This window comes from Cupriavidus sp. KK10, from assembly GCF_018223725.1.
Classification (GTDB): Bacteria; Pseudomonadota; Gammaproteobacteria; order Burkholderiales; family Burkholderiaceae; genus Cupriavidus; species Cupriavidus necator.
Window position 1 is genome coordinate 758,074 of the sequence record NZ_CP073678.1, and the last position, 19,756, is coordinate 777,829.

Genomic DNA, 19,756 nt, shown 5'->3' on the forward strand with positions numbered 1-19,756 from the left:
GGCACTAGCTGCATGGCTCAACCGGCAAAGAAGCGTTTGTCAGCCTCGGCCGGCAACGTCATGCCGGTGACTTTGGCCTTTTCGAGCACTTCCCAGAAGTAGCGGTAGGTCGCCCGGTCGTGGAGTTCGCCCTTGTACTGGATCGGCCCCCATTCGGCGTCCTGCGCGGCGATGAGGATGCCGGCGGCGTCATCCACTTCAGTGAAGTCCGGACGCATGGCGTTGACGATCGGCAGGATCTGCGCCGGGTAGATGCTCCACATGCGCAGGAAGCCGAACTCGTTGCGCGCACGGCTGGCATCGCCCGCAATCACGTCGGCGTCCTTGAGGTTCAGGCAGACGTTGTGCGCCGGGACGATGCCATTGGCCAGCGCTGCGGCCACCATGTCAGCCTTGGCGCGCGCAAGCAGCGCGTGCTCGAACTGGCCGGGGCTGCGCATGGCGGCGGCGGGAATCGCCCCGTGGTGGCCGCTGACGAAGTCCATCAGGCCGAAGTCGAGCACTTCGATATTCGGCAGCGCGGCGATCCGGAAGACATCGCGCAGCGCGCCATGGGTTTCGATCAGCACATGCACGGGCACCGGACGTGCCAGGCCCGCCTTCTGCGCGGCCTGCCCGATGTATTCGATCACCTCGGCCACCTGCTCATGGCTGGTGGCCTTGGGCACGGTGATATAGGCCAGCCGGCTGCCGCCCTGGCCCACGATGATGTCCACGTCCTGGCGCCAGGCCGGGTGCGACGGGTCATGGATGCGCGCCCCGGCGCGGCCATGCTGGTTGCGCTCAGAAGCAATCATGCGCGCCACCATGGCGGCATGCTCGCGTTCCTGGCCGGCCGCGGCGCCATCCTCGCAGTCGCAGGTCACGTCAAAGACCGGGCCGAATTCGACCTGCAGGTCCAAGGCCTTGCCGATCAGCTTTTCGCTGCCGGCAAAGTGTTCGCAGGCAGCCAGCACGGGGAAAGCCCGTTCGCCGGCAAAGAGGGCATCCCTCGGATGTGTCGCAGTTGTCATGTTGTCTCTCTAGGGTTCGGAAGGAAGGATGCGGCCTACTGTTGCCGCTTCGGCATGGCGATGGTGTAGTCGAGGTCGAGCACCACGCTGGACGGGTGCGCTGCCCTGGCCTCGCCCTGCGCCGGGAAGACGATGGACGCGGCGCCGGCGTTCTTCACGCCGATCGTGCGCAGCCGCAGCCCGCCCAAGTGCTCCTGGTCCAGGTCGACCTGGTCGAGCACCATGGTCGCGCAGGCAATGGTGTCGCCGGCATAGCTAGGGTTCACATGGCTGCCGCCGTTGATGGCCAGGACCGACAAGGCGTTTTCCAGCCCGTCGTAGGCCAGCGCGCGGCATACCGAGATCACGTGGCCGCCGTAGACCAGCCGCTGGCCGCCGCCGGCTGCCATGGCATGGCCGTCGAAGTGCGCGCGGGCAGTGTTCTGGTACAGGCGCGTGGCGATGCTGTGGTCGCTGTCGTTGATGGTCATCGCGCCCACGTGATCGATACGCTCGCCCGCGGCGTAGTCCTCCCACAGGTCGTCAATGCCCGTCATTGCGGTGATTTCCCGCACGCGCGCGGTGTAGTCGCGGCGGCGCAGGCGCTCAACCGGCACTACCGCCTGCGTGGCGGGGACCACCGCCTCGCCACAGGTGGCGCCGTGGTCGCGCTTGTGCACCATCACCCAGCGCACCCAGCTCAGTACCTCGCCTCCGTGCTGGTTACGGGCGGTGGAGCGAACGTACACCACCCCGCTCTTTCGGTTGGAGTTCTCCTTGAGGCCGATGACCTCCGATTCCACGGCCAGCGTGTCGCCCGGATACACATGGGACACGAAGCGTACTTCCGCGTAGCCCAGGTTGGCCACGGCATTGAGCGAGATATCCGGCACCGTCTTGCCGAAAGCCGTATTGAACACCAGCAGGTCTTCCAGCGGGCGGTGCTCGAAGCCCAGTTGACGGGCGTTGGTCTCGGCCGTGCACAGCGCGGTGCGGCTGCCGGTCAGGCCGATATACAGGCTGCGGTCGCCCTCCGTCAGCGTACGCGGAGTGGCATGCCGGATCTTCATGCCGAGGCGAAAGTCCTCGAAGTAGTTGCCGCTGCGATTCTTGGTCATCTCCTGCCCTTCCTGCTGTTTAGCCTGTGTTCTCACACGGCACATTGTCGTGGTCTAGCCGCTTAGGTACGTACATAGTCCATGTGACGACGCATCCGGTCAACGTTCCCACCCCAAATAACCCCGCTGTTTCAGACAAAATGAGACAAATGCGCCGTGCCATGGGCCTTCTTAGTCTCATCCTATGTTTGTACGTACATATGCCAGCCTGAAACCCACAATAATTCGCTATTTCGTAGGCTTGTACGCCCCCTCGAAAAAATCCTTGCTACGCACTACGATACCTCATACATTAGTACCACATATCGTAATAGCATCCGGTCAATCGGAGATTGGATTTGCCTACCCAGATTCCAGCAGCCAGCCGTGCCATGGCCGTATTCGAGGTGTTCGCCCGCGAAAAGCGGGACCTGTCCAATTCGGACATGGCGAAGCTGTTGTCCGTGGCAGACAGCAGTTGTTCGGACTTGCTGCACACGCTGCATTCGCTCGGGTACCTGATGCGCACCTCGCGCACGCGGCGCTTCTACCCTACCGGGCGGTTGCTGGAGACCGCTCGCAAGATTGCCGAGAATGACCCGTTGACCCGGCTTGCACAGGACGCCGTGGGGCACCTCGCTCAAGCGACGAACGAAAGCGCCTTCTTTGGTTTGCTGGAACCGTTCGCCGTCCGGGTGGCCGCGGCGGCGCAGAGCCGCTTGCCATTGCGCTACATCCTGGATGTGGGCGAGCGCGTGGCCCTGCACGCCTCGGCCCTGGGCAAGGCCATGCTGGGCCTACTGACCGAGGAAGAGGCACGCGCGCGCCTCGACGTCATCAAGCGGCCGGCAGTCACGCCCAACACCGTGGTGGACGTCGAGCAACTGATGGCGCAGCTTGCGCGCGGGCGCGAACAGGGGTGGTACGAAGCGCACGACGAGGGCACGGCGGGCGTGACCGCACTCGCCGTCTCCGCGCGCCTTGGCGACCGTCCGGTGGCCATCTCGCTGGCGGGCCCCACCGACCGCATCGAAAAACATCGCGAACCCTATCTGGCAGCCTTGCGCGAAGTGCGCAACGCCCTGCTGGCTGATCACTGAACCCGCTCAAAGCAACGCAACAGGAGGAGATATGGATCTTGGATTGAAAGGCCGCGTGGCAATCGTCACCGGATCGGCGCGCGGCATCGGCGCCGAGACCGCCCGCATGCTGGCGCAGGAAGGCATGGCCGTGGTCATTACCGACCTGGACCTCGACGCCGCCACTGAAACCGCGCGCGGCATCGAGAGCGCCGGTGGCAAGGCCATCGCCGTGCAGTGCGACGTGCGCAATGAAGAGCAGGTGCGCAACATGGTGGGCGCCGGCAAGGACGCCTTCGGCAGCGTGGATGTGCTGGTGAACAATGCCGGCCTGGTCAAGGACCGCACCATCCTGAAGATGGACGAGGCAGACTGGGACCTGGTGCTGAACGTGACGCTGAAGGGCAGCTTCCACTGCGTGCGCGCAGCCCTGCCGCACATGCATGAGAAAGGCTGGGGCCGCATCATCAATATCAGCTCGCGCGCGCTGTTCGGCAACCCGGGCCAGGCCAACTACTCCGCCGCCAAGGCCGGCATCATCGGTTTCACCCGCGCACTGTCGCTGGAGCAGGCGCGCAAGGGTGTGACCGTCAACGCCATCGCGCCGGGCTATATCGAGACCGAGTACATCAAGAGCCTGCCCAACTACGACACCATCCTCGAGAACGTCATGGCAAAGAACGCCGTGACCTTCCCCGGCCAGACCAGCGACATCGCCGGAGCCGTGGCCTTCATGGCGTCGGAACACGCCCGCTACATCACTGGCACCACCCTGTTCGTCACCGGAGGCCGCTATGGTTGACCCCAACGTGGACGTCGACGGCCTGGATGCCAGCCAGCTGCTGCTGCGCGACAACATCCGCCGCTACCTGAAGGAACATGTCGCCCCGCGCATCGACAAAGCGGAAGCGGACAAACACTTCCCGCACGAAGTGCTGACCGGGCTGGCCGACTTCGGCTACTTCGGCGGCTACCTGCCCGAGGCCGACGGCGGCCTGGGCCTTGACTACCTGACCTGGGCCGTGATGATGGAAGAAGCCGGCTACTGCTGGCTGTCGCTGCGCATCCTGCTCAACGGGCTGAACATCGTCTCGGGCATCGTCAACACCTACGGCACCGAAGAGCAGAGGGCGCGCTTCATGCGCCCGCTGCTGCGCAACGAGCGCAAGGCCTTCGTGTCGATCTCGGAGCCGGACGTTGGCTCCAACGTGGCCGAGATTAAGACCCGCGCCGACAAGCGCGGCGACCGCTACGTGCTCAACGGCAGCAAGCTGTGGATCACCAACGGCATGTTCGCCGACTTCGGCATCGTGGTGGCGCGCACCTTCAGTGAAACCAGCAACGGCGAGCTGTCGCTGTTCCTGGTGGAGCGCGACGTGACGCCGTACAGCGCCACGCCGGTGGAGACCATGTTCACCCGCAGCACCGGCACCGCGGCGTTCACGTTCGAAAACGCCGAGGTGCCCGCAGCCAACCTGCTGGGCCAGGAAGGCCAGGGCCTGCGCCAGATCCTGATCGGCCTGAACTTCGGCCGCCTGAATGTGGCAATGGGCGCGGTGGGCGCGGCGCAGTGCGCGCTGGACCTGTCGGCGGACTATGCGCTGCAGCGCAAGCAGTTCGGCCGCCCGATCGGCTCGTTCCAGCTGGTGCAGAAGCATATCGTGGACATGACCATGCGCACCCAGGCCGCGCGCGCGCTCGGCTACCGCGCGGCGCGCTCGATGCAGAACGGCACCTCGCGCACGGAATGCTCGATCGCCAAGCTTTACGCCACCGAAGCCGCCTTTGAAGTCGCCAACCTGGCGCTGCAGGTACACGGCGGCATGGGCTACGCCACCGGCTACCCGATCGAGCGCATCTTCCGCGACACGCGCGGCGGGATGATTCCGGAGGGAACCACCGAGATCCAGACCCTGATCATTGGGCGCGAAATCCTCGGCATCAGTGCCTTGACCTGAGCCCGGGATGCACCGCAAACCGCTCTCGTGGGCTCCCCTCTCCCGCTCGCGGATGAGGGGAGCAAGCAAGAGACGCTGAAATAACGAATACCGCAGAAACACACCATGACCCAACCCGCCATCCTCGAACAGATCGCCAACACCACGCTCTACTGGGAAGACCTGACGCCTGGCATGACGTACACCACCTCGTCGCGCACCATCACGGAAGCCGACGTGGCCGCCTTTGCCGCGTTGACCGGCGACTTCAACAAGGTCCACGTCGATGCCGAGTACGCCAAGGGCACCATCTTCGGCCAGCGCATTGCGCATGGCATGCTGGTCGCGTCGTTCATGGCCGGCCTGACCTCGCGCTCGATTCCCAACCAGTTCTTCGAAGGCTCGCTGTTCAGCGTGCTTGAGAACCGGCTGAAGTTCCCCAAGCCCACCTTCATCGGCGACACCATCCGCGTTGAGATCGAGGTGGTGGAGCAGAAAACCACCAGTCGCCCGGACCGCGGCATCATCGCATTCCTGCGCAAGGGCATCAACCAGCGCGGCGAAGTGGTGGCCGAGATGGCTGCCACCTGCCTGTTCAAGCGCCGCACGCCCGGAGATGCGCAATGAGCAGCCAAGACACCTGGTTCAGCGACCTGTCGCGGCTGGTGAACCCGCGCTCCATCGTGCTGGTGGGCGCGTCGGAAAAGCCGGACAGCATCGGCGGCCGCACGCTGGAAAACCTGACCACTTTCTCGGAATTCAAGGGCGACCTCTATCTGGTCAATCCCGGTCGCGCCGAAATCCACGGCCGCCCGTGCGTCGCCTCGGTCAATGACCTGAAGCAGGCGCCTGACCTGGCGATCCTGGCCGTGCGCGCGGACATGGTGATCCAGACGCTGAGCGACTGCGGCAACCTCGGCATCAAGTTCGCCATTGTCTTCACCTCTGGCTTCGGCGAGACCGGCGAAGACGGGCGCGCCGTGGAAGCCGAGATGCGCGAGATCGTGGCCCGCACCGGCATGCGCATCTACGGGCCGAACTGCCCGGGCCTGAACAATATGAACGCGCGCCTGGGCCTGACTTTCTCGCCGGCGTGGCGCATCGACCGCCGCCCCGGCCCCATCGGCGTGGCCACGCAGGGCGGCGGCCTGGGACGCTCATTCATCCAGGCAATGGACCGCGGCGTGGGTGTGGGCCTGTGGTGCTCCGGCGGCAACGAGGTGGATCTGGAGGTCAGCGACTACATCCACTACATGGCCGACGCCCCCGACATCGAGGTCATCGTCACGACGCTGGAAGGCGTGCGCAACGGCCCGCGCTTCATGGCGGCGGCGCTGCATGCGGCGCGGCGCGGCAAGCCCATCGTGGCCATCAAGGTGGGCAAGTCGGAATATGGCGCGAAGGCGGCCCAGTCGCATACCGCCGCGATTGCCGGCTCGGCCGAGATCAACAGCGCGGTGTTCCGCCAACTGGGCATCATTGAAGTCGACGATATCGACGAGCTGATCGACGTGGCGTCCCTGCTGGCGCGGCGCAAGCCCACGGGCAAGGAACAGCTGGCCGTCTACAGCTTCTCGGGCGGCACGGCTGCGCTGGCCTCCGACATGGTCGGACTGGCCGGCCTGAAGCTGGCCGAGTTTGCCCCGGCGACCATCGAGGCGCTCAGGCAGGCCCTGCCCGATTTTGCGGCCTTCAGCAATCCCGTGGACGTGACTGCCGAGGTACTGGTGAACACCGAGGTCAGCTACGCCACGCTCAAGGCCACGGCGAGCGACCCCAATACCGACCTGGTGCTGGTCCCGATCCCGGTCGAGTATGGCAAGACCACCGCCATGCTCGCCGACAGCATGGTGCGCGTGCAGTCCGAGGAGGTTTCGACCCCGATCGTCCCGGTGTGGATGAGTGACCGCACGGGCGAAGGCCAGCGCAAGATGATCGACGGTGGCCTGATGCCGATGCGCGCGGTCGGCAACGCCGTGCTGGCCGTCAAGCGCTTCATCGAATACGGCCGCTGGAAGGCGACATTCGACGCCGAATGGCAACCGTTGAACAGCACGGCCGACGGCAGCGCGACTGCCAATCTCTCCGAGGCCAGGACCAAGGTCTTGCTGGAACGCGCCGGCATTCCTACGCCTCAGGGCGTGGTGGCGCGCTCGCCCGCCGACGCGGCCATGGCCTTCCGCAACGTGGCCAATGGCAAGGCCGTGATGAAGATCGTCAGCGCCGCCATCACCCACAAGACGGACATCGGTGGTGTGCGCCTTGGCATCGCTTCCGATGGCGCGGCGATGGCTGCCTATGAGGAAATCCACGCCAACTGCAGCAAGGCCTGTGCGGGGTCGGAGATCGAAGGCGTGCTGGTGGAATCGATGCTGCCTTCGCCCTTCATCGAAGCCGTAGTGGGCATCCATCGCGACCCGGTGTTCGGCCATGTCTGCACCTTTGGCCTCGGCGGCGTCAGCATCGAGCTGTTCAAGGATGTCAGCCGCCGCCTGCTGCCGCTCACGCCGGCATCTGCGCGCCAGATGATCAGCGAGACGCGTTGCCACGAGCTGCTGAAGGGATACCGGGGCCAGCCGCCCTTCGATATCGACGCGCTGGTCGACGTGCTGGTCAGGCTGTCCGATTTTGTCAGACAGCACGCCGGCAACATCGATGAACTGGAAATCAATCCCCTTGCGGTGCGTCCGCAAGGCCAGGGAGTGACCGCGCTGGACGCCGTCCTCTCCTATCAAGGCAAGGAGCCTGCCACATGGTAAAGACTGAAATTGGCTACACCACCACTGACACGATCATGGTGCGTGGCCTAAACCTCGCCACCGAGATCATCGGCAAGTTCGACTTTGTCGACATGATCTTCTTCACCACGCTGTCGCGCCTGCCCAGCCCGCAGGAAAAGACCATGGTCAACGCGCTGCTGGTCACCACCGCCGACCACGGCATCACGCCCAGCTCGCTGGCTGCCCGCCTGACCTACATCGGCGCGCCGGAAGCGCTGCAGGGTGCCGTGGCTGCCGGCCTGCTTGGCGCAGGCAGCGTCTTCCTCGGCACCATGCAGAACGCCGCGGAGATGCTGATCGAAGGCGCCCGCGAACTGGTGCCCGACGCCAGCGACGAGGCGGTGCGCGAAGCCGCGCGCGCCACCATCCGCAGCTACAAGGAGCAGCGCCGGGCCATCTATGGCGTGGGGCACCCGATCCACGTCAACGGCGACCCGCGCGTGCCGACCCTGCGCGAACTGTCGCGTGCCAACGGCTACTACAACGTGCATTGGCGGCTGATGGACGCGATTGGTGACGTGCTGACCAAGGAGCAGGGCAAGAACCTGCCGCTCAACGCCGTGGGCGCCATTGCCGCCGCAGTGGCGGCCATGGGCCTTGACCCCCTCATCGCGCGTGGCCTCTCCCTGGTCGGCCGCTCGGCCGGCCTGCTGGCTCATGTCATGGAAGAGAAGAGCGCGCCGATGGCGCGCGAGGCATGGCAGCTCGTGCTGAAGGACGACCCGCGCAACGTCCTGCCCTGAGGCCACAACCCTGCCGTGACAGGACTGCGGCAAGGCTGCGCGCCAGCGGGCGCGCAGCCAGCATACACAGAACACCGAGGAGTACAGGATGCAGAAACTGACCGAAGAGCGCCGCATGATCCAGGAGGCCGCCCGTCAATTCACGATGGAGCGCGTGCTGCCGATCGCCAACAAGCTGGACCCGGAAAAGGGCCAGATCCCGCGCGAGCTGATCGACGAAATGGCCGAGCTGGGCTACTTCGGCATCCTGATTCCCGAGGAATACGGCGGCCTGGGCCTGGGCGCCTATGAGTACTGCCTGGTCGCCGAGCAACTGTCGCGCGGCTGGATGAGCGTGGGCAGCCTGATCGCGCGCGGCAACGGCCTGATTGGCGCGCTCAAGGGCCTGCCGCCCGAGAAGAAGGCCGAGTACCTGCCACGCATGGCCCGGGGCGAGTTCCTCGGCGCGTTCTCGCTGTCGGAACCCAATGCCGGGTCCGACGTTGCCAATATCTCGTGCCGCGCGGTGCGCGATGGTGACGACTGGCTCATCACCGGCAATAAGTACTGGTGCACCTTCGCCGACGAAGCCGATTTCATCGTGGTGATCTGCCGCACCGACCCGGTCATCGACCCCAAGGCGCGCCACAAGGGCCTGACCGCCTTCATGGTGGAAAAGCCGCGCGGCGAACTGCCCGAGGGCGTCAAGGGCAGCATCATCCCCAAGATCGGCTATCACGGCTGGACCACCTGGGAGCTGGCCTTCGACGGCTGCCGCGTGCCGGCCTCGAAAGTGGTGGGTGAGGAAGGCAAGGCCTTCTACCTGACCACGGCCGGGCTCGAAACCGCGCGCGCCCATACCGCCGCGCGTTCCATCGGCCTGGCGCAGGGCAGCCTGGAGGATTCGATCCAGTACGCGAAAGACCGTGCGCAGTTCGGCTCGCCGATTGGCAACTTCCAGGCGATCCGTTTCAAGCTGGCCGATATGGCCACCCAGATCGAAGCGGCCCGCGCCCTGCTGTACACCGTGTGCGAGAAGATCGACGACGGCACGCGCGCCGATACCGAGGCCTCGATGGTCAAGCTCTTTGCCAGCGAGATGTCCGAGCGCGTCACCAGCGAAGGCCTGCAGATCCACGGCGGTGCGGGCTATACCACGCACTTTGCCGCCGAACGCTACTGGCGCGATGCGCGCCTGACCAAGATCTTCGAAGGCACCTCGGAAATCCAGATGCGCATCATCTCTGATGCGATGCTGGGCAAGATTGCCGCCTGACCAGGAGTGCCTGTGCAAACCCAAGCCAAACCAACGGGCGCCCTTGCCGGCCTGCGCGTGATCGATCTCACGCAGATGCTGGCGGGCCCGTTCTGCACCCAGATCCTGGCCGATCACGGGGCCGACGTTATCAAGGTGGAAGCCATGACCGGCGACGGCACGCGCGTCACTGGCCCCTTCTGTGCCGATGACAAGCTGCGCGACTTCGGCGGCTATTTCCAGAGCGTCAACCGCAACAAGCGCTCCATCGCCGTCGACCTGAAGACCGAGGAAGGCCGCAGCATCGTCCGCAGCCTGATCGACAATGCCGACATCGTCGTCGAGAACTTCCGCGCCGGCGTGATGGAGCGGCTCGGGCTGTCATTCGAAACGCTGCGCCAGACCAACCCGCGCCTGGTCTATGGCACCGTGCGCGGCTTCGGCGACCCGCGCAGCGGCGAGAGCCCCTATGCGCAATGGCCGGCCTACGACGTGGTGTCCCAGGCCATGGGCGGCATGATGGGCATCACCGGCCCGGACCGCGACACCCCCACCAAGATCGGCCCGGGCGTCGGCGACACGGTGCCGGCACTGATGCTGTGCATCGGCATCCTCGCGGCGGTACACCGCGCGAAGGAGACCGGCCAGGGTCAGTTTGTCGATGTGGCGATGACCGACGCGGTGCTGGCCATGTGCGAGCGCATTGTCTACCAGACCTCCTACACCGGCGATGTGCCGGCACCAGAGGGCAACCGGCACCCGTTGCTGTGCCCGTTCGGGCTGTTCCGCGCACGCGACGGCCATGTCTCCATCGCCTGCGCCACCGACGCCTTCTGGGCCAAGCTCGCCATCGCGATCGGGCGCCCCGAGATGGCCACCGACGCATCGTTCGCCACCAATGCCGCACGCGTGCAGCACCAGCAGCAGGTGATCGATGCGATCGAAGCGTTCACGTCCGTGCGCACCAAGGAGGAAATCGCCGTGGTGCTGGGCGGCAAGGTGCCTTTCGGCCCGGTCTATACCTCGGCTGAGATCTTTGCCGACAAGCACTACGCCGTGCGCGAGATGCTGGTGGCAGTGGAGCAGCCCGGGTCGGCCACGCCGGTCAGGATCGCCGGCGTGCCGGTCAAGCTCAGCGAAACACCAGGCGCGGTGTACCGGCGGGCGCCGCTGCTGGGCGAGCATACCGACGAGGTCCTGCTGGCAGCGGGTTACACCGACAGCGATATCCGGCGCCTGAGGCAAGGGAGTGTGGTGCGATAGGCAGGGCAGGCTTCCGGTGTTCTACGAAATTTCGTATAGTACTGCCGTTCACCGAAAATGCCTGCCCACCGATGCCTACCCTGATCCCTGCCGCCAGCCGCGCCATGGCGGTGTTCGAAGTCTTTGCCCGCGAGAAACGCGAGCTGTCGAATTCCGATATGGCGCGCCTGCTGTCGCTGCCTGAAAGCAGCACCTCCGACCTGCTGCACACCCTGCATTCGCTCGGCTACCTGGTGCGCACCACGCGCACCCGGCGCTTCTACCCAACCGGGCGCCTGGTCGAGATCGCCCGCCAGATTGCCCAGAACGACCCGCTTGGCAGCATCGCCCAGGAGGCCGTGGAGCAGATCGGGGCAAAGACCAACGAGAGTGTCTTCTTCGGCGTGCTCGACACCAACGCCGTCAAGGTGGTTGCGGTCCAGGCCAGCCGCCTGCCGCTGCGCTACATCATCGAGGTCGGCTACCGCGCATCGCTGCACGCTTCCGCGCTGGGCAAGGGCCTGCTGGGCCTGCTGCCCCCGGACGAGGCACGCGCCACATTGGCCAGCAGCAAGCTGCACCGCGTGACCGAACACACCATCGTCGACATCGACACGCTGATGGCGCAGATTGCCCGGAGCCAGGAGCGCGGCTGGTACGAAGCCGAGGAGGAAGGCAGCGAAGGCGTCTATGGGCTGGCGGTGACGGGCTGGCTCGGCGGGCAGGCAGCCGGCATCTCCCTGGCGGGCCCTGCCGACCGCATGAAGAAGAACCACGATGCCTACCTGGCGGCACTGTTCGAGGTGCGTGACGCGCTGATGGAAAAAGCCTGACAGCCGGGGCAGCGCTCGCCGTCCCGGCCGGGCGCGCGCATCGCGATACAGGCGAAGTATCGCGCGACATACCGAAAGTATTTTCCCCGGCGCCCGCGCATCCGTAGCATCGAATGGAAGTCCACCGCCCGCCCTCTTGCGCGCGTTCCCAGCCAATCCATTCGACCTCAAGATGAGCAGCTTCCTCGATATCCGGCGCGACGGCGCCGTCGCCATTGTCACCATGAACCGGCCCGAAACGCGCAACGCGATTTCGGACGACGACGCCATCGAGGCAATGGTGCAGATGTGCGAGACCATCAACCGCGACCTGTCCGTGCGCGCCGTCATCCTGACCGGCGCGGGGTCAACCTTCTCTTCCGGCGGCAACCTCAAGACCCTGCGCGACAAGCTCGGCAGCGGGCTCAGCCAGCCCGTCATGAGCCGCTACGGCTACCGGGACGGCATCCAGCGCGTGCCCCTTGCCATGTGCAACCTCGAGGTGCCAACCATTGCCGCGGTCAACGGCCCTGCCCTGGGCGCGGGCAATGACCTGGCCTGCACCTGCGATATCCGCATCGCCTCCGAGCAGGCGAAGTTTGCCGCCACCTTCGTCAAGCTTGGGCTGATCCCGGGCGATGGTGGCGCCTGGCTGCTGCCCCAGGCAGTCGGCATGTCGCGCGCCTGCGAACTGGCCTTTACCGGCGACACCATCAGCGCCGGCCAGGCGCTGGAATGGGGGCTGGTGTCCAAGGTGGTGCCGGCCGACGCGCTGCTGCCCACCGCCATGGAACTGGCGCAGCGCATTGCGTGCAACTCCGGCCATGCGCTGCGCATGACCAAGCGCCTGCTGCGCGAGTCCATCCACGCGCGGCTGGACACCATCATGGAGATGTCGGCGGGCTTCCAGGCCCTGGCCCACAACACCCCCGAGCACAACGCCGCACTGGACAGCGTCCTTGGGCAGCGCGCCTGAACGCCTCGCGCGGCTGCTCAAAAACAAAGCAAGGAGACGACATGGCATTCCATCACCTGAAGCGTTGCCTGATCGTGGCATCGCTCACGCTGGCCGCATTACCGGCAAGCGCGCAGCCCGACTATCCCAGCCGCCCGGTCAAGGTCATTGTCTCGTTGCCGCCGGGCAGCGGCGCGGACACCACGGCGCGCTTTATCTCGCAGCAACTGAGCGAGAAATTCAGGCAGCCGTTCGTGGTGGAGAACCGCCCTGGCGCCAACAGCTTCATCGCCGCGCGCGCCGTGGCGGAAGCCGCGCCTGACGGGTACACGCTGTTCGTCGGCAGCAACTCGTCGATGGTGACGAATGTAGCGGTGTTCAGGACGCTGCCCTACGACCCGGTCAAGGATTTTGTGCCAGTGGAGCGTATCGCCCGCTTTGCTATGGTCGTGGTGGTGCCGGCCAGCTCGCCCTACAAAACGCTCGACAACCTGCTGGATGCCGCCCGCAAGGCGCCAGGCAAGCTAAACTACGCCAGTGGCAGCGCGGGCTACCAGGTGGCGATGGAGCTCTTCCATGAACGCTTCCACGTCAAGGGCAACCCGATCGCCTACAAGGGCACGGCGCCGGCGATCACCGACGTGGCCGCCGGCAACGTGGACTACTCCATCGGCGAAATCAGTTCGGTGCTCCCGCTGATCCGCGCTGGCCGCATCCGCGCGCTGGCCGTCACCGACACGCAGCGGCTGAAGGAACTGCCGCAGGTGCCCACGGTTGCGGAAAGCGGTGCGCCGGGCTTCGAGGTATTTGCCTGGACCGGCATGTTCGCGCCGGCCAAAGTGCCCGAGAAGATCGTCAAGGCGCTCGCCGACGCCGTGCGCGACGCCATGCAGCAACGCGAAAGCGCGAAGTTCATCGAAAACCTCGGCGGCAGCGTGTTCTCCGGCGGGCCCCAGCAGCTCAGGCAGTTCCAGCTGGCTGAAATCGAGCGCACCCGCGATATCGTCAAGACCGCCGGGATTCCCGTCGAGTGATGGCATCGCGGTCACCATCCGGCCGTTTATGAGGACCTTCGGCACCATGCGTGCCATCGCCGCCAGGACGCCGGGCTGAGCGCTTTCAGGGTCAGTGCCGGTTGCGCATTGCGCCGGCTTCGCGCATAGTCGGTCGCGCGGCAACGATGCCGCGCGACCGACGCCTTCCTTCCGCATGGATCTCCGCCAAATCAAGCAGGCCCTGGTGCTGAGCGAAACGCTCAATTTCCACCGCGCGGCCGAACGGCTGCACATGGCGCAGCCCCCGCTCTCCACCGCCATCCGCAAGCTGGAAGAAGAACTCGGCGTGACCCTGTTCGAGCGCCTGACCTCGGGCCTGCGCCTGACCCCGGTGGGCGAGACCGTGCTGCGCCAGATGCGCAACACCCTGTTCTTCGCCGACGAGATCCGCCGGGCCGCCAGTGAAGGCGAACGCGGCGAGCAGGGCAAGCTGCGCGTTGGCTTTGTCGGTTCTGCGGTGTACTCGCTGATGCCGCGGCTGATCCGCATCTTCCGCCAGCAGTACCCGCGCGTGGACCTGGTGATCGAGGAATCCACCACGGTAGAGCTGCTGCGCCGGCTGGAGGAGCACTCGCTGGACGTAGCCCTGGTGCGCTATCCCATTCTGGAACGCACCAGTGCCGATGTGCTGCTGCTGCAGCCCGACCCGATGGTGCTGGCGGTCAGCGCCGATTCGCCGCTGTCCGCGCGCCACTCCGTGGACCTGCCGGAACTCGGTGCGACGCCCTTTATCGTGTACTCACGCACGCTGGTGCCGGCCATGCATGCGATGACAATGCTGGCGTTCCACGAAGCCGGCATCCAGCCGCCGGTGGTCCAGGAAGCGGTGCAGGTGCCGTCCATCCTGGCGCTGGTGGAAAGTGGCCTCGGCGTGGCGCTGGTGCCGGCCACCGCTGCCAGGCAGGCCGGTGAAGGCGTCAGGCTGATTCCGCTCACCGGCATGCCGTCACGGATGGATCTCGGCATTGCCCTGGTGGCGCTGCCGGAAACGGTCAACGCCACCACGCGAAACTTCGTCGCCATTGCCCGCGAAATCATGCCCGAGCCGCCCGCCGCGCCCGCGTCGGCCGGGGCCTGACCAGCGCCGCGTTCAGCCGGCCGGCGCCGGCTTTCTGGTGATCAGCGCATCCACGGCCACGACGCGGTCGGCCGAGCAGATCAGCGGGTTGACGTCGAACTCCGCCATCACGTCGCGCTGGTCGGCAGCGAATTCCGACAGCGAAGCGATGACCCCGGCCAGACGGTCAATGTCCACGCCGGCCGCACCGCGAAAGCCTGTCAGCAGGGACTTGCCGCGCAGCTGTCCGAGCAGGTGGCGCGCCTGCGCCTGCGTGCAGGGCGCCATGGTCGCCACCGTGTCCTGCATCAGTTCCACCATCACCCCGCCGAGCCCCACCACCAGCAGCGGCCCCAGGTGCGCATCGACGCGCGCGCCCACCAGGATTTCCACGCCCGCGGGCACCTGGCTTTGCACCAGCACGCCGTTGATGTGCGCGTCGGTGGTCACCCGGCGCGCATTGGCCAGGATCTCCCGGTAAGCCGTGGCCAGTTCATCGGCGTTCTTCACACCGATGCGGATGACGCCCGCCTCTGACTTGTGGGGAATCTGCGGGCTTTCCACCTTGAGCACGACCGGGTAGCCACACTCGGCCGCCGCGCCACAGGCCTCTGCTTCGCTGCGGGCCAGGCGCTCCTGCACGACCGGCACGCCGTACATGGCCAGCACCTCCTTGGCCTGGCGTTCCGTGAGCACATCGGTGGGCGACGCGAGGATCTGGTCGCGGCAACGACCGGCGGCAGATTCCGGCGTCAGCCGCCGTGCACGCGACATGGCCGCCTGCTCCCGCCCGCGCAGCCACTCGGCATGCGCATGCCAGGCCGACAGTGCGGCGAAGCAGTGCGACACCGAGCGGAACAGCGCCAGCCGCGGCAGCGCCTCGGCCTCTTTTGCGTCGGGCCCTTCCAGCCACTCCGACATCCACAGCCCGCAGGCCATCTTGCCTTGCTTGCGCGCCAGTTCGTCGAACACTTCGAAGCGCCGCCCGTTGCCTTCGCCGGTCACCACCAGCGGCACCACCGCCGCGCCGTAAGCCGGATCCGCAAAAACCGCATCACCGCACTGGACGAAGGATTCGAAATTATTGGCCGCCTGCGCAGTCAGGTCGCAAGGGTTGCGAGCCGCGCCGAAATCCGGAATGTGCGATTCCAGCACCGCGCGGGTCTTGTCGTCAGGCTGCGCCCCCGGCGTCAGGATAGATGTCACGTCACCTGATTCTTAGAGACGAAGACCGGGGGCGGTAAAATCAGGGGTAAATGAAAGCCTACTCAGCAGAAAGAAAGGAAGCGCTGGTTCGTCGCATGATGCCGCCAGAAAACGCGCTGGTTTCAGCGTTGGCCAGGGAAACGGGGATTACCGAGCAGACGTTGTACACGTGGCGCCGACAGGCGAAAGGAAAGGGGCTGGTCGTGCCGGGCGATGGGAAGAATCCCGAAGGATGGTCTTCGGAAGACAAGTTTGCGGTGGTGCTGGAAACCGCCCCGTTCAATGCCGCGGAGCTGGCCGAGTACTGCCGGCGAAAGGGTCTTTATCCCGAACAGATCGCCGCCTGGCGGGCCGCATGTCTGACAGCCAATGCGAACGCTGCGGAGCAGGCGCGCGAGCAGCGGCATCAGTCGAAAGACGACAGGAAACGCATCCAGCAGCTCGAGAAGGAATTACAGCGCAAGGAGAAAGCGCTGGCGGAAGCGGCTGCGCTGCTGATTCTGAGAAAAAAAGCCCAGGCGATTTGGGGAAACAAAGAGGACGATTGATCAACGTCCCGGATCGCCTGTTATGTGTATCGTTGATTCGCGAGGCGGCGCAGTCCGGCTGTCGGTTGGAGAAGGCTTGCAAAGAGCTGGGCGTGAGCCTGCGCACGTTCCAGCGCTGGGTGGCTGACGGCGACGCAGTGCCGGCCGATCGCCGCACGACGACCGTGCGGCCGGCGCCGGGCAACAAACTGAGCGACACCGAACGGCAACAGATTCTTGAGGTTGCCAACAGTGAGGAGTTTGCCAGCCTGCCGCCCAGCCAGATCGTGCCGGGTCTGGCGGACCGCGGCGTGTACCTCGCGTCGGAGTCGAGCTTTTACCGTGTGCTGCGCAGCGTTTCGCAGCAGCACCACCGGGGTCGTGCGCGCCAACCCTCGGCTCGGGTGGTGACCAGTCATTGTGCGACGGCGCCGAACCAGGTCTGGTCGTGGGACATCACGTGGCTGCCGTCGGCGGTCAAGGGACGGTATTACTACTGGTACATGATGCTGGACGTGTTCAGCCGCAAGATTGTCGGTCACGAAGTGCATGAGGCGGAATCGGCGGAACTGGCCGCGCTGCTGATGCGGCGTGCCAGTCTGGCCGAGAGCCTGGCGGGACGTCCGCTGGTGCTGCACTCGGATAACGGCAGCCCGATGAAAGGCGCGACGATGCTCGCCACCCTGGAAAACCTGGGGGTGGTGGCGTCGTTCAGCCGGCCGCGCGTGAGCAACGACAACCCGTACGCCGAGTCGCTGTTCCGCACTTGCAAGTACCGGCCTGACTACCCACGCAGGCCCTTTGGCAGTGTCGATGAGGCCCGTGCCTGGACGAAGAAGTTCGTGCGTTGGTACAACCACGAGCACAAGCACAGCGGCCTGAAATTCGTCACGCCGGCGCAGCGTCATAACGGTGTAGCCGCTGCTGTGCTCGCGCAGCGCAAGGGCGTGTACGCAGAGGCCAAGGCGCGCAATCCGCAGCGTTGGTCTCGATCGACGCGCAATTGGGAGCTGGAGAACGAAGTCTGGCTCAATCCGGAGCGGATGCAGCCGCAAGAACTAAAGCAGTCCGCATGAAGTGACGCGTCAACTATCTTGACAACCGCCGTGCGGCAGCGGCACGCCATGGCGCTCCGCTTCATCCGCCGCCACGATGCCCGCGCCGCCCGAGCCGGACACAATGACCACACCGGTCACCGTCGGCGGCGGCGCCTTGGCGAAGAACACCGTGGTCGGCACCAGTTGCTCGATGGTGTCCACCTGGATGACGCCAGCCTCCCGGAGCGCGGTGGCATATGCCCGGTCCGAGCCGGCCATCGACCCGGTGTGCGACATGGCCGCGGCGGCACCCAGCGCGCCGCGCGCCATCTTGTACACGACCAGCGGCTTGCCGGCATTTGCGCAGAGCTCCGCGGCGCGGATGATGCGGCTGGCGTCCGACAGCCCCTCGAACACGCAGGCCACGGCGGCGCACGCCGGGTCACCGGCCAGGAAGGCGATCTGGTCAGTCACGTCGATGTCGCAGGCGTTGCCGCAGGACAGCACATGACTGAAAGCGGTGCCGTGGTTGGCCGACTGCTGCAGGGCGAAGGCCAGCGCGCCGGACTGGCTCACCAGCCCGATCGCATGGCGCGGCAGCGCCGACGTCCGCGGGGGCAGCGGTGTAAAGGAAACCAGGGCGTTGGTGAGGTAGTTGGCGTAGCCAATGCTGTTGGGGCCGAGCAGCCGCAACCCGCCTTCGCGCGCGATGCTGGCCAGGCGTGACTGGTCGGCCGCCTTGTCGGCCTTGCCGGTCTCTGCGTAGCCGGAAGCAAACAGCACCACACCGCCGACGCCGATCTGCGCGCATTCGCGCACGATGGGCTCGACCGTATCGCGCGCGGTGGCGATCAGCACGCAGTCCGGCACCTCGGGCAACGCCGACAGCGAAGGGTAGCAGGCCTGGTCGCCGACGGCGTCATAGCGCGGATTGACCAGATCGATCCGCCCGCGGAAATGGCGCAGGTTGGCCATCGAGCGGCCGGCGAAGGCCTTTTCGTTGGGCGTGGCGCCGACGATCGCGATGGAGCGCGGGTTCAGCGTCCGCGAGAGGTCTTCGTGGGTGTACAGGGTGCGGGAAAGCATATGAAGGTCTTCAGCTTGCGGGCTCGCCATGCCCTCAGGCAGGCAGTACGCTGTCGATGTGAAGCCAGGCCCGGGTACGGCCTAAAGACTGCGGGCGCCGGGGACTGCACTATGGCGCCCCGCTTATGGTCGTCAGCTCGACAGGTGATAGCCGCCGTTCACGCCGATATGCTGGCCGAGGATGTACGAAGCCGCGTCTGACAGCAGGAAGCAGATCGGCGGCGCCACTTCTTCGGCTTGCGCCCAGCGGCCCATCGGGATCATCGACAGGATGCCGTCGCGGAAGCGCTCGCCACGGATGGTCTCGGTCATCGGCGTTTCCACCACGCCCAGGCAGACGGAGTTGGTGCGTACCCCATACTTGCCCCACTCGCGCGCGGCGCTCATGGTCATGCCGAGCAAGCCGGCCTTGGCGCTCGCATAGTTGATCTGGCCGATCGAGCCGCGGCGGCCGGCCTCGGACGAGATATTGACAATGGATCCACTGACCTTCTCGCCCTTCCTGGCGCGTTCCACCAGATGCGCGCCGACTGCCTGCAGCCACAGGAAGGAGCCGGTCAGGTGGCAATTGACGACCTCGTTCCAGGTCTGCAGCGTCATGTTCTCGATCATCGCGGCGCGCACGATGCCGGCACAGTTGACCAGGCCGTCCACCTTGCCGAAATGCGACAGCGCATGCTCCATCGACAAGGCCACGAAGTCGGCATCGGAAACACTGCCCGTGTAGGCAATGGTATGGTCCGGATGGCGCGCGGTGATCTCCTGCAGCGCCTCGCCCTTCATGTCGACCAGGCCGACCTTGGCGCCCAGCTTCAGCGCCAGCTCCGCCGTGGCCTTGCCCACGCCCTGTGCGGCGCCGGTGATGATGATGACTTTCCCTTTCAGGGACATCAGATCCGTCATGGTGTATTCCTCGC

General features: G+C 65.8%; 18 protein-coding genes. 13 read left to right on the forward strand and 5 right to left on the reverse strand.

Annotated elements, in window-relative coordinates:
• Positions 1 to 17: 17 nt before the first annotated feature.
• Both KB879_RS34855 and KB879_RS34860 read right to left on the reverse strand, forming a co-directional pair.
• On the reverse strand, positions 18 to 1,013 hold the full coding sequence (locus KB879_RS34855; RefSeq protein WP_211984141.1) for a CoA ester lyase: 996 nt from the start codon (positions 1,011 to 1,013) through the stop codon (positions 18 to 20).
• A 35-nt stretch (positions 1,014 to 1,048) separates the two neighbouring features.
• Entirely contained in the window at positions 1,049 to 2,110 is a 1,062-nt protein-coding gene (locus tag KB879_RS34860) for a MaoC family dehydratase (RefSeq protein WP_211984143.1), read from the reverse strand.
• A 371-nt stretch (positions 2,111 to 2,481) separates the two neighbouring features.
• Here KB879_RS34860 and KB879_RS34865 point away from each other — a divergent pair, with 371 nt between their 5' ends.
• From KB879_RS34865 to KB879_RS34920, 12 genes are all read left to right on the forward strand, one after another.
• Entirely contained in the window at positions 2,482 to 3,189 is a 708-nt protein-coding gene (locus KB879_RS34865; protein ID WP_249221524.1) for an IclR family transcriptional regulator, read from the forward strand.
• 31 nt (positions 3,190 to 3,220) lie between these two features.
• Positions 3,221 to 3,970 (forward strand): SDR family NAD(P)-dependent oxidoreductase, encoded by a 750-nt coding sequence (locus KB879_RS34870; RefSeq protein ID WP_211984147.1) that lies wholly within the window; start codon positions 3,221 to 3,223, stop codon positions 3,968 to 3,970.
• On the forward strand, positions 3,963 to 5,126 hold the full coding sequence (locus KB879_RS34875) for an acyl-CoA dehydrogenase family protein (RefSeq protein ID WP_211984149.1): 1,164 nt from the start codon (positions 3,963 to 3,965) through the stop codon (positions 5,124 to 5,126). Before KB879_RS34870 ends, KB879_RS34875 begins: the two co-directional genes overlap by 8 nt.
• Positions 5,127 to 5,231: 105 nt before the next feature.
• Entirely contained in the window at positions 5,232 to 5,732 is a 501-nt protein-coding gene (locus KB879_RS34880; RefSeq protein WP_211984151.1) for a MaoC/PaaZ C-terminal domain-containing protein, read from the forward strand.
• Positions 5,729 to 7,864, forward strand: a complete 2,136-nt coding sequence (locus tag KB879_RS34885) for an acetate--CoA ligase family protein (protein WP_211984153.1) — start codon at positions 5,729 to 5,731, stop codon at positions 7,862 to 7,864. The genes KB879_RS34880 and KB879_RS34885 overlap by 4 nt, the downstream gene beginning before the upstream one ends.
• Positions 7,858 to 8,628 (forward strand): citryl-CoA lyase, encoded by a 771-nt coding sequence (locus KB879_RS34890; protein ID WP_211984156.1) that lies wholly within the window; start codon positions 7,858 to 7,860, stop codon positions 8,626 to 8,628. Before KB879_RS34885 ends, KB879_RS34890 begins: the two co-directional genes overlap by 7 nt.
• A gap of 88 nt (positions 8,629 to 8,716) precedes the next feature.
• Positions 8,717 to 9,883 carry an acyl-CoA dehydrogenase family protein gene (locus KB879_RS34895; protein ID WP_211984158.1) on the forward strand — a complete coding sequence of 389 codons (1,167 nt, stop codon included), beginning with the start codon at positions 8,717 to 8,719 and terminating at the stop codon, positions 9,881 to 9,883.
• A 75-nt stretch (positions 9,884 to 9,958) separates the two neighbouring features.
• Complete coding sequence (locus KB879_RS34900; protein WP_249221534.1) at positions 9,959 to 11,125, forward strand: CaiB/BaiF CoA-transferase family protein; 1,167 nt, start codon at positions 9,959 to 9,961, stop codon at positions 11,123 to 11,125.
• A 71-nt stretch (positions 11,126 to 11,196) separates the two neighbouring features.
• Complete coding sequence (locus KB879_RS34905) at positions 11,197 to 11,937, forward strand: IclR family transcriptional regulator (protein ID WP_211984162.1); 741 nt, start codon at positions 11,197 to 11,199, stop codon at positions 11,935 to 11,937.
• Between the two features lie 172 nt (positions 11,938 to 12,109).
• The gene (locus KB879_RS34910) at positions 12,110 to 12,892 is read left to right on the forward strand and encodes a crotonase/enoyl-CoA hydratase family protein (protein WP_211984164.1); all 783 of its coding nucleotides are present in this window, start codon (positions 12,110 to 12,112) and stop codon (positions 12,890 to 12,892) included.
• 41 nt (positions 12,893 to 12,933) lie between these two features.
• Positions 12,934 to 13,905, forward strand: a complete 972-nt coding sequence (locus KB879_RS34915; protein ID WP_211984166.1) for a tripartite tricarboxylate transporter substrate binding protein — start codon at positions 12,934 to 12,936, stop codon at positions 13,903 to 13,905.
• Between the two features lie 175 nt (positions 13,906 to 14,080).
• The gene (locus KB879_RS34920) at positions 14,081 to 15,004 is read left to right on the forward strand and encodes a LysR family transcriptional regulator (RefSeq protein ID WP_211984169.1); all 924 of its coding nucleotides are present in this window, start codon (positions 14,081 to 14,083) and stop codon (positions 15,002 to 15,004) included.
• Between the two features lie 12 nt (positions 15,005 to 15,016).
• Here the strand turns inward: KB879_RS34920 and KB879_RS34925 are convergent, their stop codons facing one another.
• Positions 15,017 to 16,189 (reverse strand): acetate--CoA ligase family protein, encoded by a 1,173-nt coding sequence (locus KB879_RS34925; protein WP_211984171.1) that lies wholly within the window; start codon positions 16,187 to 16,189, stop codon positions 15,017 to 15,019.
• Between the two features lie 50 nt (positions 16,190 to 16,239).
• Between KB879_RS34925 and KB879_RS34930 the strand changes: the two genes are divergently transcribed.
• Positions 16,240 to 17,792 (forward strand): IS3 family transposase gene (locus KB879_RS34930; RefSeq protein WP_249221202.1). Its coding sequence is split into 2 segments (ribosomal slippage): positions 16,240 to 16,702 and positions 16,702 to 17,792, totalling 1,554 coding nucleotides; the frame shifts between segments, so codons are not numbered across the junction.
• A 9-nt stretch (positions 17,793 to 17,801) separates the two neighbouring features.
• Here KB879_RS34930 and KB879_RS34935 read toward each other — a convergent pair.
• A complete protein-coding gene (locus KB879_RS34935) occupies positions 17,802 to 18,839 on the reverse strand; it encodes a CoA-binding protein (protein WP_249221525.1) in 1,038 nt (345 codons plus the stop codon).
• A gap of 132 nt (positions 18,840 to 18,971) precedes the next feature.
• Positions 18,972 to 19,742: an SDR family NAD(P)-dependent oxidoreductase gene (locus KB879_RS34940; protein WP_211984173.1), complete on the reverse strand. Its 771-nt coding sequence runs from the start codon at positions 19,740 to 19,742 to the stop codon at positions 18,972 to 18,974.
• Positions 19,743 to 19,756: the final 14 nt, after the last annotated feature.

Coding starts and splice junctions, on each gene's coding strand:
- KB879_RS34855 (WP_211984141.1), bottom strand. CDS start 1,013: ATGACAACTGCGACACATCCGAGGGATGCCCTCTTTGCCGGCGAACGG.
- KB879_RS34860 (WP_211984143.1), bottom strand. CDS start 2,110: ATGACCAAGAATCGCAGCGGCAACTACTTCGAGGACTTTCGCCTCGGC.
- KB879_RS34865 (WP_249221524.1), top strand. CDS start 2,482: ATGGCCGTATTCGAGGTGTTCGCCCGCGAAAAGCGGGACCTGTCCAAT.
- KB879_RS34870 (WP_211984147.1), top strand. CDS start 3,221: ATGGATCTTGGATTGAAAGGCCGCGTGGCAATCGTCACCGGATCGGCG.
- KB879_RS34875 (WP_211984149.1), top strand. CDS start 3,963: ATGGTTGACCCCAACGTGGACGTCGACGGCCTGGATGCCAGCCAGCTG.
- KB879_RS34880 (WP_211984151.1), top strand. CDS start 5,232: ATGACCCAACCCGCCATCCTCGAACAGATCGCCAACACCACGCTCTAC.
- KB879_RS34885 (WP_211984153.1), top strand. CDS start 5,729: ATGAGCAGCCAAGACACCTGGTTCAGCGACCTGTCGCGGCTGGTGAAC.
- KB879_RS34890 (WP_211984156.1), top strand. CDS start 7,858: ATGGTAAAGACTGAAATTGGCTACACCACCACTGACACGATCATGGTG.
- KB879_RS34895 (WP_211984158.1), top strand. CDS start 8,717: ATGCAGAAACTGACCGAAGAGCGCCGCATGATCCAGGAGGCCGCCCGT.
- KB879_RS34900 (WP_249221534.1), top strand. CDS start 9,959: ATGCTGGCGGGCCCGTTCTGCACCCAGATCCTGGCCGATCACGGGGCC.
- KB879_RS34905 (WP_211984162.1), top strand. CDS start 11,197: ATGCCTACCCTGATCCCTGCCGCCAGCCGCGCCATGGCGGTGTTCGAA.
- KB879_RS34910 (WP_211984164.1), top strand. CDS start 12,110: ATGAGCAGCTTCCTCGATATCCGGCGCGACGGCGCCGTCGCCATTGTC.
- KB879_RS34915 (WP_211984166.1), top strand. CDS start 12,934: ATGGCATTCCATCACCTGAAGCGTTGCCTGATCGTGGCATCGCTCACG.
- KB879_RS34920 (WP_211984169.1), top strand. CDS start 14,081: ATGGATCTCCGCCAAATCAAGCAGGCCCTGGTGCTGAGCGAAACGCTC.
- KB879_RS34935 (WP_249221525.1), bottom strand. CDS start 18,839: ATGCTTTCCCGCACCCTGTACACCCACGAAGACCTCTCGCGGACGCTG.
- KB879_RS34940 (WP_211984173.1), bottom strand. CDS start 19,742: ATGACGGATCTGATGTCCCTGAAAGGGAAAGTCATCATCATCACCGGC.